We start from the raw sequence: 13,797 nt of genomic DNA, 5'->3' as shown, positions 1-13,797 counted from the left end.
GTGCGGCGACGAAGGGAAGGATGTGCGCGCAGTCTCATCCCTTCCGGGTGAGGGCGTCGGCTAGGCCTCGCGCGAAGACCGGTCAGCCCCGAGCCGCAGATGCAGCAAGGGATACGGTCGACCCGCGTCGTCCGTCTCGCTGCGACCGACGACCTCGAACCCGCGGTGAAGGTAGAACCCGGCGGCCGAGACATTCTGCTCGTTGACGTCGACCGCCGTGACGCCCTGTTCCCCGATCGCGTGGGCGAGGAGTGCCGTGCCGATCCCGCCGCCGCGTGCGGCCGCATCGACGAACAGCATCTCGAGGTTCCCGTCGAGCACGCCGGAGAATCCCACCGGACGGCCGTCGCGCTCGGTCACCGAGAGGGTGACCGCGGGGAGGTAGTCGGACGCCAGTCTGGCCTCGATCTCGTTCCGATCCGCCTCGGCGAGGAAGTCGTGCGTGGCGTCGACGGCACTCCGCCAGATCGCGACGAGCGCCGGGTACTCCTCGGGCCCGAGCGACGGCCGAACGGTGAGGTCGGTCATGCGAGTTTCCTTCCGGGAAGACACCGATCCATCCTTCCAGAGCGCACAGCCACCCGTGACGCGCGTCGCGGAGCCCCTCGCCTGCCGTCCCGTCAGTACACGGTGCCCATCGCCGCACGTACCTCGTCGAGGGTGGCCTCCGCGATCGCGCGCGCATGATCGTTGCCGCGACGCAGGACGGAGCGCACGAGGTCCCCGTCCGCCGCGAGTTCTCGCCGTCGGGCCCGCAGAGGCGCCAGGAATTCGTTCGCCGCCGTGGCGGTAAGCGCCTTCAGCTCGCCGCTGCCGCCGTCTCCGATGGCATCGGCCAACTCCTCGGGCACGGTACCCAGACACAGGGCAGCCGTCGACAGCAGTGCCGAGACCCCGGGTCGGTGCTCCGGGTCGAAGGTGATCCGCCGGTCCTGATCCGTCCGCGTGCGTCGGATCACGGCGACGGTCTCATCCGCGGTCATCGACAGCGCGATCGCGTTGCCGTAGCTCTTCGACATCTTGCGACCGTCCAGCCCTGGAACCTCTGGGGTCGCGGTGATCAGCGCATCCGGAACGGGGAAGATCGCCCCGTAACGTTCGTTGAACCTCCGGGCGATCACCCGCGTCATCTCCACGTGCGGCAGGTTGTCCTTCCCCACCGGCACCAGGTTCCCCTTGCAGAAGAGGATGTCGGCGGCCTGATGCACCGGGTAGGTCAGCAGCAACCCGCTCAGGGCTCGCCCCGACGCCTCGAGCTCGGACTTGACCGTGGGGTTCCGGTGCAGTTCGGCCTCGGTGACGAGGCTGAGGAACGGCAGCAGCAGCTGGTTCAGCGCAGGGATCGACGAGTGCGTGAAGATCGTAGTCCGCACCGGATCGATCCCCGCGGCGAGGTAGTCGAGCACGGCACCGTGCACGTTGTCGCGCACGTGCGCCGTCGTATCCCGATCGGTGATGACCTGGTAGTCGGCGAGCACGAGGAACGTCTCGACCCCGGCATCCTGCAGGCGCACCCGCTCCCGGATCGTGCCGAAGTAATGCCCGAGGTGCAGCGCCCCGGTGGGGCGCTCCCCCGTGAGCACACGGAACCTCTCCGGATGCCGGGCCACGTCGTCGGCGACCTCCGTCGAACGGCGTGCGGTCGCGGTGAACGAATCCATCTGTCTCTCTCCCTGAATCGGGAGCCGCACGGAGTTCACGGGGTGCTGTTCACGAACTGCCGTGCAGCCCATGAACATACGTCAACCGGCTGCTATCGCAGCCACCACCATGCGGAGCGGTTGATCGTCATGGAACAGATGCTATCGCGCACCGCGACCACGAGCTCACGGAGCGAGCCCCGGCGACCGCTCAGGGCGTGAGCCGGTGCAGGTCGCGCGGGAACAGCGTCACCTCCCGGATGTTCGACGCCTCGATGAGCCGCGACACCCAGCGCTCCAGCCCGATCGCGAAGCCGCCGTGCGGGGGCATCCCGTGCGCGAACGCGGGGAGGTAGGAGGCGTAGGCATCGGGCGACTCGCCCCGCGCCTCGATGGCGGCGACGTAGTCGGAGTGCCGGTGCAGTCGCTGTCCGCCGGTGACGAGTTCGAGCCCACGGAAGATCAGGTCGAAGCTGTTGCTCCAGCGCGGGTCGTCGCTCTGGGGGTGCGTGTAGAACGGGCGTTTGCGCATCGGGTACCCCTCGACGGCGAGCACGTCGCTGCCGTACCGCTCCCGCGCCCACTCCCCCAGCGCGCGCTCGTGCGCCGGCGCGAGGTCGGGCTCGTCTTCCGGGGCGCCGACCCGTCGAAGCGCGTCCTGGAAGTGGATCACCGGGATCTCGTCGGGGATCGCGGGGAGCGCGATGTCGAGGCGCTCGACGGCGTCGCCGCTCTCGGTGCGGATGCCGTCGATCATGCCTGCCAGCACCCGATGCAGCAGCGCGAGCACGTCGCGGTGGTCGTCGATGAAGCCGAGCTCGGCGTCGAGCGACACGTACTCGGCGAGGTGCCTCACCGTGTCGTGCGGCTCCGCACGGAACACCGGGCCTGTCTCGTAGACGCGCTCGAAGACGCCGACGAGTTGCTGCTTGAAGAACTGCGGGCTCTGCGCGAGGTACGCGGTCGAGCCGAAGTAGTCGACCGGGAACACGTTCGCCCCCGATTCCGTCACGGAGTCGACGAGCTTCGGCGTCTGGATCTCGGTGAATCCCTCGGCGTCGAGCGTGCGACGGAATCCGCGCAGGCTCGCCGCAGCCAGCTCCCACTTCGCCCGCTGCGCAGGGTGGCGCCAGGTGACGGCGGCATGGTCGAGCACGGTCGGCAGCGCCGCGTCGAGCGTGGGACGCCAGAGCTCGACGACCGGCGTGCGCGCAGGTTCGGAGAGCAGGGTGATCTCCGCCGCCGTCACCTCGATCCCGCCGGGGGCATGGGCGTTCGCGGTGGCCGTGCCTTCGATGCGCACGACCGTCTCCTCGCCGGGCAGACCATCCACCGGCAGCTGTTCGGGTCGGAACACGATCTGCGCGAGCCCCGTGCGGTCGCGCAGGATCAGGAACGACACGGTGGCGAGTTCCCTGCGTCGATGCACGTGACCCATGAGGGTGATCCGGGCACCATCGGGCATGGTGGAGAGTTCGGTGGCGAGCGTGCGGGCGGGGTCGGATGGCGACATGATTCCTCCAGGTGGCGAAAGCCCTGGAGGTGCGGGCGGGGGCTAGATCGCGGTGCCACCACACCTTCGCCGATCGCTCATCGGCCTCTCGTCGATACGCCGGACGCGCGGGAGCCGCTCGCCCCGAGAGGCCGAGGGTCGTCACTCCTCGCAGCTGCCGCCGCCAGCGTAGCATCGGGCTCGGGCTCGCTCACGTCGCTCCCGCCTCGCGCCTCGCTCACCAGTACGGCCGCGACACCCGCCGCGCAGAGTCCGAATCCGAGAAGGGTGACGCCGGTGAGCGGCTCGCCGAGGAGGAGCGCCCCCGCCGCCGCGGTGGTCGGTGCGACGAGGAACAGCAGCGCGTTGAGCGCTGTGATGCCCACCCGGCGGAGCAGCCACCAGTACAGCCCGTACGCGGCGAGCGTCGGAGAGGCGGCCGCGAACCCTGCTGCCAGCCAGAACGACACGGACGCCGGAGGGACGAGAGCGCCGAACACCGCGGCGATCGGCACGAGTGCCACGGCCGTCACCGTCACGTGGATGGCCAGGGTCAGGAGGGTTCCGGTGCGCGGAGCCGACCGCCGTTGCAGGAAGGTGCCGACGATCAGGCACGCCATCGCGAGAGCGGGCCAGATGTAACCGGCGGGATGCGCCTCTGAATCGTCGAGCTGCGACCGCACCACCAGCAGGACACCGCCGGCTCCCACGACGAGTCCGAGCCACTGCGCACCGCGCACCCGCAACCCGAGCAGCGGCCCGACGAGAACCGCCACGATGAGCGGCTGCACCGCATCGATCAGCGCGGTCGTGCCGGTCGCGACCCCGGCGGCGATCGCCGCGTACACGCAGACGCAGTATCCGAACTGCGCGAACAGACCGATGAGCGCCTGTCGCCCGAGGTCTGCACGGGTGACGCCTCGCGCCGCACGTGTGGCGGCGACGGCCACGAGCAGGACCACGGCCAGCGGCACGAATCGCGAGACGAGCAGTGTCAGTGGAGAGACGGCGTCGACGGCGATCGCGGGTACGAGGAATCCGGAGCTCCAGGTCACCACGAACGCCGCGGCCGCCAGGACCGTCACCATGCCGCGAAGTACACCGATCTGTTTACTCATCTGTGCGACTATACAGGTCGGTTTACTCAGCGGCTATAGTGGAGGCATGGCCGTCCCGGTACCCGAACTCGCCCCGCTCACGCCGGGTGCCACACGCGTGCTCGACGCGGCGTCCCGGCTCTTCTACGAGCGCGGCATCCACGCTGTCGGCGTCGACACGATCGCAGAGGCGGCCGGGGTCACGAAGAAGACGCTCTACGACCGGTTCGGATCGAAGGAGGCCCTGGTCGTCTCCTACCTGCAGCATCGCGACGCCCTGTGGCGCGCCCACGTCGCCCGACACCTGGAATCCGTCTCCGAACCCGGCCTAGAGCGCGTGCTGGCCGTATTCGATGCCGCGATCACCTGGTCGGACGAGTACAGCCCGAAAGGCTGCAGCGCCATCAACGCGCGGGCGGAGATCGGCGACGGCCACGACGGTCACCCGGTCTTCCCCGAGGTGTCGCGCCAGAAGGCGTGGCTGCTCGACCTCTTCCTCGAGCTGTGCCGCGAGGCCGGGGTCACCGGACCCGAGCTGATGTCGAAGGCGATGATGCTGCTCTACGAGGGCGCGATCGTCACGGTCGGCATGGAGACCTTCAGCGAGCCGTTCGTCGTCGCACGCCGACTCGCGCGCTCGACCCTGGAGCAGGATCGAGGCTGACCCACCTTCCTCAGCTGTTCGAGGGGCGAGGAACCCTGCGATGCAGGAGCGGCACGACGGCGGACGCCATCACGACGATCGCGGCGGCGAGCGCAGCCGTGCCGAAACCGCCCGTCGCGACGACCGCGATCGTTCCGAGCACCGCGATGCCGAGACCTCCGCCGAGGGCGAAGCCGACCTCCTGGATCGCTCCGACCTGTCCGGCGTCGTCTTCGACGGTCACGTCGAACAGCGCCGTCGCGGCGAGCGTCGCGCCGATGCCGAATCCCAGACCGACGAGCACCAGCGGAGCAGCCACGACCTCGGGGTCGGTGAACAGCCACAGCATCCCGACCGCCTGCAGCAGGAGCGCACCAACGGTCAGGGTCTCGGTCCGCAGCCACCGCAGCGCGACCGGGGCGATCACTCCGCCGATGGCGATGGCGGCGGCCTGCGGCAGGATCGCGAGGCCGGCCTCCGCCGCGGTCCAGCCCCTCGTGTCCTGCAGGTGCAGACTCACCAAGAGGACGGATGCGGAGGACACCCCGCTGGCGACGAGGATGCGGGTGATCGCGGGGCTGAAGCCCGGGATCGCGAACAGGCGCATGTCGATGAGCGGTTCGGGCAGTCGGCGCTGGCGCAGGATGAAGTACACGAGGCTGCCGGCCGCGACCACTGCGGCGATCACCGCCGGCACGGGGGCGGCGAGCGCCTCATGCAGGGCGAAGGCGAGTGCGCCGAGGGCCACGATCGATGTGGCGATGCTCGGGAGATCCCACGAGGGCGTCCGCGAGCTGCGGGAGTCGGGCACCAGCCACACGGCGAGCACTCCGGCGAGCGCCGCCAACGGGACACTCCCCAGCAGCAGCCAGCGCCACCCTGGACCCTCCGCCAGGAGTCCACCGAGGACGGGGCCGAGCGCGCTGCCCACTCCGAAGGTCGCGGTCCACAGTCCATAAGCGAGCACCCGTTCCCTGGCGTGATACTTGGCCCCGATGGTGGCGACCACTCCGGCCACGACGAATGCCTCGGCCACACCGAGGAGCGCCCGGATCACGATGAGCAGCAGACCGCTCTGCGCGAATCCGCCCACCGCGTTGAGCACGGCAAATCCGCCGAGACCGATCAGCACGATCCGCTTGCGCCCGAAGGCGTCGCCGATCCGCGCGGCGAGGATGAGCGTGGCGGCGAGGGAGAGTGCATAGACGTCGGCCAACCAGAGCCCCTCGGTGTCGCTGAGTGCCAGTTCGCCGCGGATGGCCGGGAGCGCCGTGGAGACGCTGCTGATGGCGAGGGCGCCGATGAGTATTCCGAGGAGCAGGGGCACCATGGCGAACCAGAGACGGAGGGTCGAACGCGACGGGGATTGAGTGGGGGTGGAAGTCACGTGGTCAGTCTGTAAAGTACGGACAGAAGGTGCAAGTACGGTCATTTCTGTCACGTACTGACACTTCGGATACCGAGAATGACGACGACGAGGAGCGGGCGATGCGGGAGAAGACCGAGCGGATCGTGCGCGAGTGGTCGGAGGCGTGCGACGCGGAGGTGTCCATCGCCGTGCTCGGCGGTGCCTGGAAACCGAGCATCCTCACGCTCCTGGGCGAACACGAGGTGCTGCGGTTCGGGGAGCTCGGTCGCCTCCTGGAGAACCCGACGGCACGCGTGCTCACTCGCCAGCTGCGCGAGCTGGAGGAGGACGGCCTCATCACCCGCACCGTGTACCAGCAGGTGCCGCCGAAGGTCGAGTACCGACTCAGCGACCTCGGTACGAGCACGACGCCCTTGCTCGCAGAGTTGACGCGGTGGGGCACGGAGTACGCCGCGCAGCAGCGCGCAACGACGACTGCCTCCTGACCCGGTCGGGGTCGGTCACTCGCTGTCGAGGAACACCCCGACGCCCCCGGCCTCGTATACGAACTGCAGCGCTCTCCCCGAGGGGAAGCGCTCGGTCAGCTCCTTGGGCAGGTTGGTGTCGAAGGGCACCTCGGCGGTCGCGGGGAACGCACCGACGGCGCATCCCGTGTATGTGGGCCCGTCGTACGACCACCCGTTCGACGCGTCGAAGTCTTCGTCCGGTACTTGATCGGCCCGCGCCACCGTCAGGCAGTCCCCTCCTGCGGAACCGTTGAAGTAGCCGCCGGTGCTCTCGACGATGACCAGTCCGTGGAATTCGAACACGGCGGAACTCGGCCCCACCCCCATCCATCCGGAGGGGATCTTCAGGTGCGAGGTCGCATCGAGTGTGGCGATCTGCGGGGCGCCGGCGGACGAGGCGACGGGGGTCACCTTCACCACGGCGAACGTGACGGCAGCGGCCATCGCTGCCGCGGCGACGATGGCGACCACCCACAGGATCCGCGTCGTTCGTACCGAGAACCACGCAGCCACTCGCTCCGCGGGCGCCACGGTCGGCGGGGTCGCCTCGGCGGTGTCACCGCCAGGGGCGGTGAAAACGTCGAGCGCATCATCCTCCGCGTCCTCGGACCGGCGTGTGGACCGTCTGGTCCGGGCGAGCGGTTCCGCAGCGCGCAGCGGCTCCGAGTCGATGGGCTCCATCGCCGGTGCGGGCGGGACGACCTCCTCGGCCGCGGGCGTCGGCTGTCTCCGTGCCTCCAGCTGCTGGAGCCGTCGAAGTGCGGCGGGATCGTCCTCGATGTCCGCCGTCGGACCGTAGGCGCGGGCCCGGAGGGCGCGAAGCTCTTCATCAGCCGCAGTGCTCATCTCCGGCATCGTCTCACATGGCCGAGGTCAGCCGCAGAACGCCGAGACCGAGTCTTTGAGCTGCTCGATCGCTTCGACCGTCTCCGGAGCCTGCAGGTCGGTCATGCCGTCGATCTGCGTGGCCCCAGAACGGATCAGGTCGCCCAGCTGCCCATCGACGTTCGCCGCGATCCCCTCGAGTGAGGCGACCAGGTCGTCGCGCGCGGCGTCGGCCTGCTCGGCCGAGACCGCACCCTGATCGAGCAGCGCCTGGTACTGGCCGTAGGCATCGTCGATCGTGGTGCAGGTCGCCTGCACGTCGATCCCGACAGCGTCACCTGCCATCTGCGTGACCTGCGAGCATCCGGCGAGCACCCCCGCACCGAGTCCGGCAGCGAGGACGAGGGGAAGGACCACGATTCGGCGCATGGCATGAGGGTAGCCGGTCGACCTGACGACGTCCTCCGGCCCCTGTCGGCGACCGCGTTCGGAGTCGATGCACTGGCGCGGCCGTCTATCATCGCAATCGCGGGGTGTCCGGGAGGTGGGCGTGGGATGAGAGTCATGCTTGTGGACGACGACGCGGAGATCCGCCTCGGCTTCACCACCGCACTGCGTCGCCGCGGCCATACGGTCGACACCGCAGAGGATGTCGCCTCCGCACGCAGTCTCGCGGAACGAACCGCCCCTGATGTCGCGATCATCGACGTGATGCTCCCCGACGGCGACGGGTTCTCGCTGTGCCGGGAGATCCGCGCGCGCTGGGGTTTCCCCACCGTGATGCTCACCGCCCGCGACGAGGATGCCGACGTGGTCGTCGGTCTCGACGCCGGAGCGGACGACTACATCGCCAAACCCGTCAGCGTGGCAGTCCTGGAGGCGCGTCTTCGGACGGTCCTCCGGCGCAGCTCCCGCCTCACCGCGGAGCCACTCAGGATCGGATCGCTCGAGCTGCACGAGGACTCCGCGGAGGTGCTGGTCGGCGGCGAGGTGCTGCCCCTGAGCGCGACCGAGTTCCGCCTGCTGCACGAGCTCGCCCTGAACGACGGGCACGCCCTCAGCCGCTCACGTCTGATCGACGCCGTCTGGGCGCAATCGCCGCCCGACACCTCGCGCGTCGTCGACACCGCCATCCAGCGCCTGCGCGCAAAGCTGACCACCGCAGACGTCGCGACGCCGCAGCTGGAGACCGTGCGCGGGATCGGATACCGGCTGCGATGACGGCCCGTCGCCGACCCACGCTCCGCACGGCGATCGCCCTCGCACTCGTCGCCAGCACGATCGCGGTCTCCGTTCTCGTCACCGGCGTCGTCGTGCTCACAGCGGGGCGGATCGTCTACGAGTCCCGGCAGCAGGGTCTGCTCGACGAGTTCTCGACGACGGCAGATGCCCTGTTCACCTCCATCTCGTCCGCATCCCCCGATGACACATGGAGCTACTACGCCGAGATCCTTCCCGGCGAGACGGTCATCATCGACCTCGACAGCGGCCGCAGCGCAGGCGAGCTGCGCCCGGATCAGGTGCCCGACGCACTGCACATCGACGACTCCCGCCGCTCCGGCGAACTGACCTCGCTGATGACCACGCTCGACGACCGCGAGGTGTTCTTCGTCTCCGTCGTCCGTGACGACCTCCCCCAGGACCCGAGCGGTCGCCTCGCCGTCGTCACGGCGTACTCGATGCAGCCGCAGCAGGAGCAGGTGCGGGAGCTGATCGTCTCCGGGGTGCTCCTGAGCGCAGGTGTCGTCGTCCTGGTCATCCTGCTCGAACGTCTGCTGGGCGGTGCGCTGACGCGTCCGCTCCGCCGCCTCGTCGACACCGCGCGGGCCGTGGGCTCCGGCGACGGCCCCCCGACCTGGCAGCCCTCGTTCGACGACGTCGACCGGGTGGCCGACGCGCTCCGCGTCTCCTCCGAGCGTCTGGGGGACACGATCGGGCAGCTTCGGCAGCGCGAGGCGGAGTCGCGGCAGCTGGTGAGCGATGTCGCCCATGAGCTGCGCACCCCCCTCACCTCGATGATGGCGGTCGACGAGATGCTCGACGAGGACGAGCAGACGACGGCAGAGGAGCGAGCGGTCGCCACGGCCGTCGTCCGCACGGGGACCCGACGCCTGCACACCCTGATCGAGCACCTGCTCGAGCTCTCCCGCCTCGACGCCGGGGTCGCACGCGTACACCGCACGACCGTGATGCTGCGGGACCTGCTCGACGACGTGATCGACGCGACGGGAGTCGAGGTCGACGAGCTCTCTGTCGCACCGACCCTGGAGGTGCGCACCGACCCTGCGCGCCTGCACATCGTCGTGGCGAACCTGCTCACCAACGCCTCCCGGCACGGACGTCCGCCGGTGAGCGTCCGTGTGCAGGAACACGGCGACGTGCTGCACATCGACGTCGCTGACAGCGGACGCGGCATCGCGGAGGCCGATGCCGGGCGTGTGTTCGACCGGTTCGTCACGACGGATCGATCGCGCTCGGACGGCGCGGGAACCGGGCTCGGACTCGCGATCGCCCGGGACAGCGCGCGCCTCCTCGGCGGCGATCTCGCGCTGCTGCCCGGGTCCTCGGGGGCGACGTTCCGCGTGACTCTTCCTCGTCTGTGACACTCGTGTGACATTCGTCCTCGACACTGGCTGCTCGCCGATGTCGAGAGGTCTTCCCCATGAGTGTTCCCCCGCTCCCGTCTCCGAGCCGACGGCGCCGGAGGAGACGTCTGCGACGCTTCCTCACCCTGGCCGCCGTCGCGGTGCTGGTCATCGGCGGAGGGACGGTCGCCCTCGCGGCGCTCCGGCTGTCGCAGAACGTCACGACCGTCGAACTGCACCCCGCGAAAACGGATGAACCTCCCGTCGTGGCCGATTTCGACGGCGCATTCGATGTGCTGCTCGTCGGCTCAGACGGCCGCGCAGGGCAGGGCGCCCAGTACGGCGAGGGCGGAGACGTCGAAGGCAGCCGGAACGACGTCACCCTCCTGCTGCATGTGAACGACACCCACGACGCGGCGACCGTGATCTCCTTCCCCCGCGATCTGCTCGTCGACATGCCGTCGTGCACCGACGCCGAGACCGGGAAGACCTGGAGTGCGGGCCACCGGGTGCAGTTCAACGAGTCGCTCTCGCGCGGGGGACTCGGCTGCGTCGCATCGACGGTCACCGCTCTCACCGGGATCGATCTCGCCTACGCGGCGGAGATCAGCTTCACGGGAGTGATCGACGCCTCGAACGCCGTGGGCGGCGTGCCGATCTGCTTCGCCGGCCCCATCCATGATCCTCACTCCGGACTGGAGATCCCCGAGGCGGGAACCTATGACCTCAGCGGCGAGCAGGCCCTCGCCCTCCTGCGCTCGCGCTACGGCGTCGGGGACGGGAGCGACCTGGCACGCATCTCGACCCAGCAGGTGTTCCTCTCCTCGCTCGTGCGCACTCTCCGTGACCAGTCGACCCTGACGGACCCGGTGAAGCTGTACGGCATCGCCGACGCCGCGACCAGGAACATGACGCTGTCGACCCCGCTCGCCGACCTCGGCACCCTCGCCTCGATGGCGAAGGTGTTCAGCGACCTTCCACTGGAGAACATCGCGTTCGTGTCGTACCCGCACCTCCCGGCAGGCGACCGCGTCGTCCCCGACGAGCAGTCGGCCGCCGCGCTGATGGAGCGGGTGCTCTCGGGCGAGACGGTGAACATCAGCGCCGACCATACCGGTCGTGGCAGCGAGCTCTCCGCACCGGCCACCCCACCATCCGCCGACGCGGACGAACCGGACACCGCACAGCCCGAGACGACACAGCCCGAGACTGCGCAGCCGGAACCGGATCTCCCCTCCAACATCGACGGACAGAGCGCGGCGCAGGACACCTGTGTGCGCCCGAACTCCGGATGACGATGTCGTCGCGGCGACGGGTCAGGGGTGGCGGGCGGGCGGATCCAGCGGGACCCGCGCGTTCAGGACGAGCAGTGCGATCCCCCCGACGGCGGAGATCGCGGCGGGGATCCAGAACAGCTGGGGAAGGCCGAGCCACAGCGAGCCGACGCTTCCCACGAATCCGCCGACGGCAGCGTTGATCGCGTAGGAGCTCATGAAGACGCTCGTGGCCATGCCCACGCGCGTCGGGACGAGCCGTTGCGCCACGGTGATTCCCAGCACGCCGAACGTCGCGATCACCCCGGCCATGAGCACCTGCCCCACGACGAGCGGGACGATCTGCGGCATGACCTGTCCCGCCACGGCATAGGAGATGTGCGCGGCGACCGCCATCAGCGCACCCGCTGTCAGCACGCGCGCAAGGCCGAAGCGCGTTGCGAGCCTCGCGGCGAACGGCATCATGAGCAGTTCGACGAGAGGCTGGAAGCCGATGATCGCGCCGCGCACCCCCGCATCGAGGTGGAGCTCACCGTCCATGTAGAGCGGCAGGTAGGCGAGCTTCACCGTCTCGCCGCACATGATGAGCACGTAGATCGCAGTGAAGACGAGCAACGGCACCATCGAGCGCGGGTGCGGAACAGGCAGCTCGGCGGGCGCCGAGGAGACGGCTCCGGGTTCACGGATCGGAGTGGACACCGCCCTGCGCACCGCCGCCGAATCGGTCTTCACACCGATGAGCGGCACGAGGGAGAGCAGCACACAGAGCCCGGTCACGAGCAGCAGCGGACGCAGGCCGATGACCGCGCCCAGCACGGCACCGATGACCGGTCCGACGATCCACCCGAACGCCATGGCCATGCGCATGACCGCGACGACCTCGTTGTCCGCCGGCGTCGGCCTCCGGTTCAACTCATCGCGCACCGCGGCCTGCAGCTGCGCCGCCCCGGCTCCGGCCGTGCTCAGCAGGACCATGTTGATGACGAACGGCATCCAGGCCTGCATCGCGACTGCCATGAGGACCCACCCGAGGAACCCCGCGAGAGCGGAGAGGCGGAAGACCAGCAGCCGCGATCCGGCACGGTCGGACAGCGACCCCACGAGGTAGCCGGCGATCGGTGCGGTGAGGTTCGTCAGGAAGTAGAGGCCGGCCTGCGCCGTCGACAGATGCAGCTCTCCCACGAGGAACAGCGTGATCTGCGGGACCGTGACCGAGATCCCGATACCCGAGATGACCAGGCTGATGAAGACTCCGCGCAGGAGCCGTGAGCGGAGGATGTAACGGGCCGCGGACGGTGGCCTGTCCGACGCGTCCGCAGTCTCCGAACGCCGAGTTGCCACGCAGAACCATCCTCGTGTGCCGTGCGAAAGGGGGGAACGGCCATGCTATCGAGGTGGAGCGGGTGGAGACGGCGACCGCGAGCTACGCCTTCGCCGTCGCCGTCGCCGTCGCTGTGAGGCCGTCGGACACACCTGTCGACGACCTCGCGCGGCGGTAGAGGATGATGGCGATGGCGGTCGCCACGGCGATCATGATCGCGGCTGCCGCACTTCCCTCCGTTCCCAGCGCCCCACCCGTGATCCAGTCGGGTACGTCTTCGTCGACGCTGAGGAAGAAGATGGCGTTCTGCTTGGGTTCAAGACCACTGACCGACAGACCGAAGACATTGCCCATCGCCCAGTTCCAGCCGGCGTGGATGCCGCAGATGAGCCAGAGCGAGCCCTCGCGCAGCACCACGAAGACGGCGAACACGGCGAAGAGGAAGATCGTCGCGAACCCGAGCGGACGGGTGAGGACACCATGCACACCGACGAAGATGAACGCCTGGACGAGGACGACCGCGACCAGTGGCAGCTTCTGTCCGAGGCTCTGCACCAGGAATCCGCGAGTCAGCACCTCCTCGCTGCTGCCCTGGGCGATGACCGTGAGCAGCAGGAGCAGGACGATCGGCACGACGCTCACGCCCCCGCCTCCGCCCGAAGGCGGCTCAGCCGCGACGTATGCCCCAGACGCCCAGAGGAGGAGGATCGGGATCGAGATCATGACGACCCCGACGACGACACCGAGCAGGAGACGCAAGACCCCCTTGCCGGGATTGCGGAATCCGAGTGTGCGGACGTGGCGGCGCTCGAACAGGACGACCCACGCGAACACCAAGAGGATGGTGATCAGCGTGCCGACGCCCTCCTGCCATTGCGACAGCGCCGAGCCGGGATCGACTGGCCAGATGATCGCGATAGCTGCCAGAACACCGATGCCCAGGAGGAAGAACACGAAGAACATGATGATCCCGAGCCACCACGGCGTGACCCGCCTGCCGTGGCGGGCATCGGCGATGAAGGGCAGTTCTCGAGCATTCATGGAG

Annotated in this window: 14 protein-coding genes; 5 read left to right on the top strand and 9 right to left on the bottom strand. The window is 69.2% G+C overall.

Translation table 11 applies throughout. The features are described from left to right. Nucleotides 1–60: 60 nt before the first annotated feature. From RN51_RS13280 to RN51_RS13265, 4 genes are all read right to left on the bottom strand, one after another. Nucleotides 61–528 carry an acetyltransferase gene (locus RN51_RS13280; RefSeq protein WP_045264529.1) on the bottom strand — a complete coding sequence of 156 codons (468 nt, stop codon included), beginning with the start codon at nt 526–528 and terminating at the stop codon, nt 61–63. 92 nt (nt 529–620) lie between these two features. Then, the gene (gene trpS / locus RN51_RS13275) at nt 621–1,661 is read right to left on the bottom strand and encodes a tryptophan--tRNA ligase (RefSeq protein ID WP_045264528.1); all 1,041 of its coding nucleotides are present in this window, start codon (nt 1,659–1,661) and stop codon (nt 621–623) included. 190 nt (nt 1,662–1,851) lie between these two features. Further along, nucleotides 1,852–3,153, bottom strand: coding sequence for an aspartate--tRNA(Asn) ligase (aspS, locus tag RN51_RS13270; RefSeq protein ID WP_045264527.1), 1,302 nt, complete (start codon nt 3,151–3,153; stop codon nt 1,852–1,854). Nucleotides 3,154–3,230: 77 nt separating this feature from the next. After that, entirely contained in the window at nt 3,231–4,250 is a 1,020-nt protein-coding gene (locus tag RN51_RS13265) for a DMT family transporter (protein ID WP_231579296.1), read from the bottom strand. Nucleotides 4,251–4,296: 46 nt separating this feature from the next. Here RN51_RS13265 and RN51_RS13260 point away from each other — a divergent pair, with 46 nt between their 5' ends. Continuing rightward, a complete protein-coding gene (locus RN51_RS13260) occupies nt 4,297–4,893 on the top strand; it encodes a TetR/AcrR family transcriptional regulator (protein ID WP_045264526.1) in 597 nt (198 codons plus the stop codon). Between the two features lie 10 nt (nt 4,894–4,903). On the opposite strand, the gene RN51_RS13255 is transcribed toward RN51_RS13260, so the two are convergent. Continuing rightward, on the bottom strand, nt 4,904–6,259 hold the full coding sequence (locus RN51_RS13255; protein ID WP_197073258.1) for an MFS transporter: 1,356 nt from the start codon (nt 6,257–6,259) through the stop codon (nt 4,904–4,906). A 101-nt stretch (nt 6,260–6,360) separates the two neighbouring features. On the opposite strand from RN51_RS13255, the gene RN51_RS13250 reads away from it, so the two are divergent. Continuing rightward, complete coding sequence (locus RN51_RS13250; RefSeq protein WP_045264525.1) at nt 6,361–6,726, top strand: winged helix-turn-helix transcriptional regulator; 366 nt, start codon at nt 6,361–6,363, stop codon at nt 6,724–6,726. Nucleotides 6,727–6,741: 15 nt separating this feature from the next. On the opposite strand, the gene RN51_RS13245 is transcribed toward RN51_RS13250, so the two are convergent. Then, a complete protein-coding gene (locus RN51_RS13245; protein WP_045264524.1) occupies nt 6,742–7,593 on the bottom strand; it encodes a hypothetical protein in 852 nt (283 codons plus the stop codon). A gap of 27 nt (nt 7,594–7,620) precedes the next feature. Beyond that, nucleotides 7,621–8,001 (bottom strand): hypothetical protein, encoded by a 381-nt coding sequence (locus RN51_RS13240; RefSeq protein ID WP_045264523.1) that lies wholly within the window; start codon nt 7,999–8,001, stop codon nt 7,621–7,623. 135 nt (nt 8,002–8,136) lie between these two features. On the opposite strand from RN51_RS13240, the gene RN51_RS13235 reads away from it, so the two are divergent. Genes RN51_RS13235 through RN51_RS13225 form a run of 3 tightly spaced genes read left to right on the top strand, consistent with a single transcriptional unit; the run spans nt 8,137 to nt 11,452 of the window. Then, complete coding sequence (locus tag RN51_RS13235) at nt 8,137–8,793, top strand: response regulator transcription factor (protein WP_045264522.1); 657 nt, start codon at nt 8,137–8,139, stop codon at nt 8,791–8,793. Further along, entirely contained in the window at nt 8,790–10,175 is a 1,386-nt protein-coding gene (locus RN51_RS18055; protein ID WP_052674724.1) for a sensor histidine kinase, read from the top strand. Before RN51_RS13235 ends, RN51_RS18055 begins: the two co-directional genes overlap by 4 nt. Nucleotides 10,176–10,234: 59 nt before the next feature. Then, nucleotides 10,235–11,452 carry an LCP family protein gene (locus RN51_RS13225; protein ID WP_052674723.1) on the top strand — a complete coding sequence of 406 codons (1,218 nt, stop codon included), beginning with the start codon at nt 10,235–10,237 and terminating at the stop codon, nt 11,450–11,452. Nucleotides 11,453–11,473: 21 nt separating this feature from the next. Here RN51_RS13225 and RN51_RS13220 read toward each other — a convergent pair whose 3' ends face one another. Both RN51_RS13220 and RN51_RS13215 read right to left on the bottom strand, forming a co-directional pair. Further along, nucleotides 11,474–12,772 carry an MFS transporter gene (locus RN51_RS13220; protein ID WP_045264521.1) on the bottom strand — a complete coding sequence of 433 codons (1,299 nt, stop codon included), beginning with the start codon at nt 12,770–12,772 and terminating at the stop codon, nt 11,474–11,476. 82 nt (nt 12,773–12,854) lie between these two features. Next, on the bottom strand, nt 12,855–13,793 hold the full coding sequence (locus RN51_RS13215) for a CPBP family intramembrane glutamic endopeptidase (RefSeq protein WP_197073257.1): 939 nt from the start codon (nt 13,791–13,793) through the stop codon (nt 12,855–12,857). Nucleotides 13,794–13,797: the final 4 nt, after the last annotated feature.

Origin of the sequence: Microbacterium oxydans (assembly GCF_000956405.1) — a bacterium.
GTDB classification, from domain to species: domain Bacteria; phylum Actinomycetota; class Actinomycetes; order Actinomycetales; family Microbacteriaceae; genus Microbacterium; species Microbacterium oxydans_C.
The sequence above is the reverse complement of the archived record's forward strand: the minus strand, read 5'-3'. Positions and strand labels throughout refer to the sequence as shown.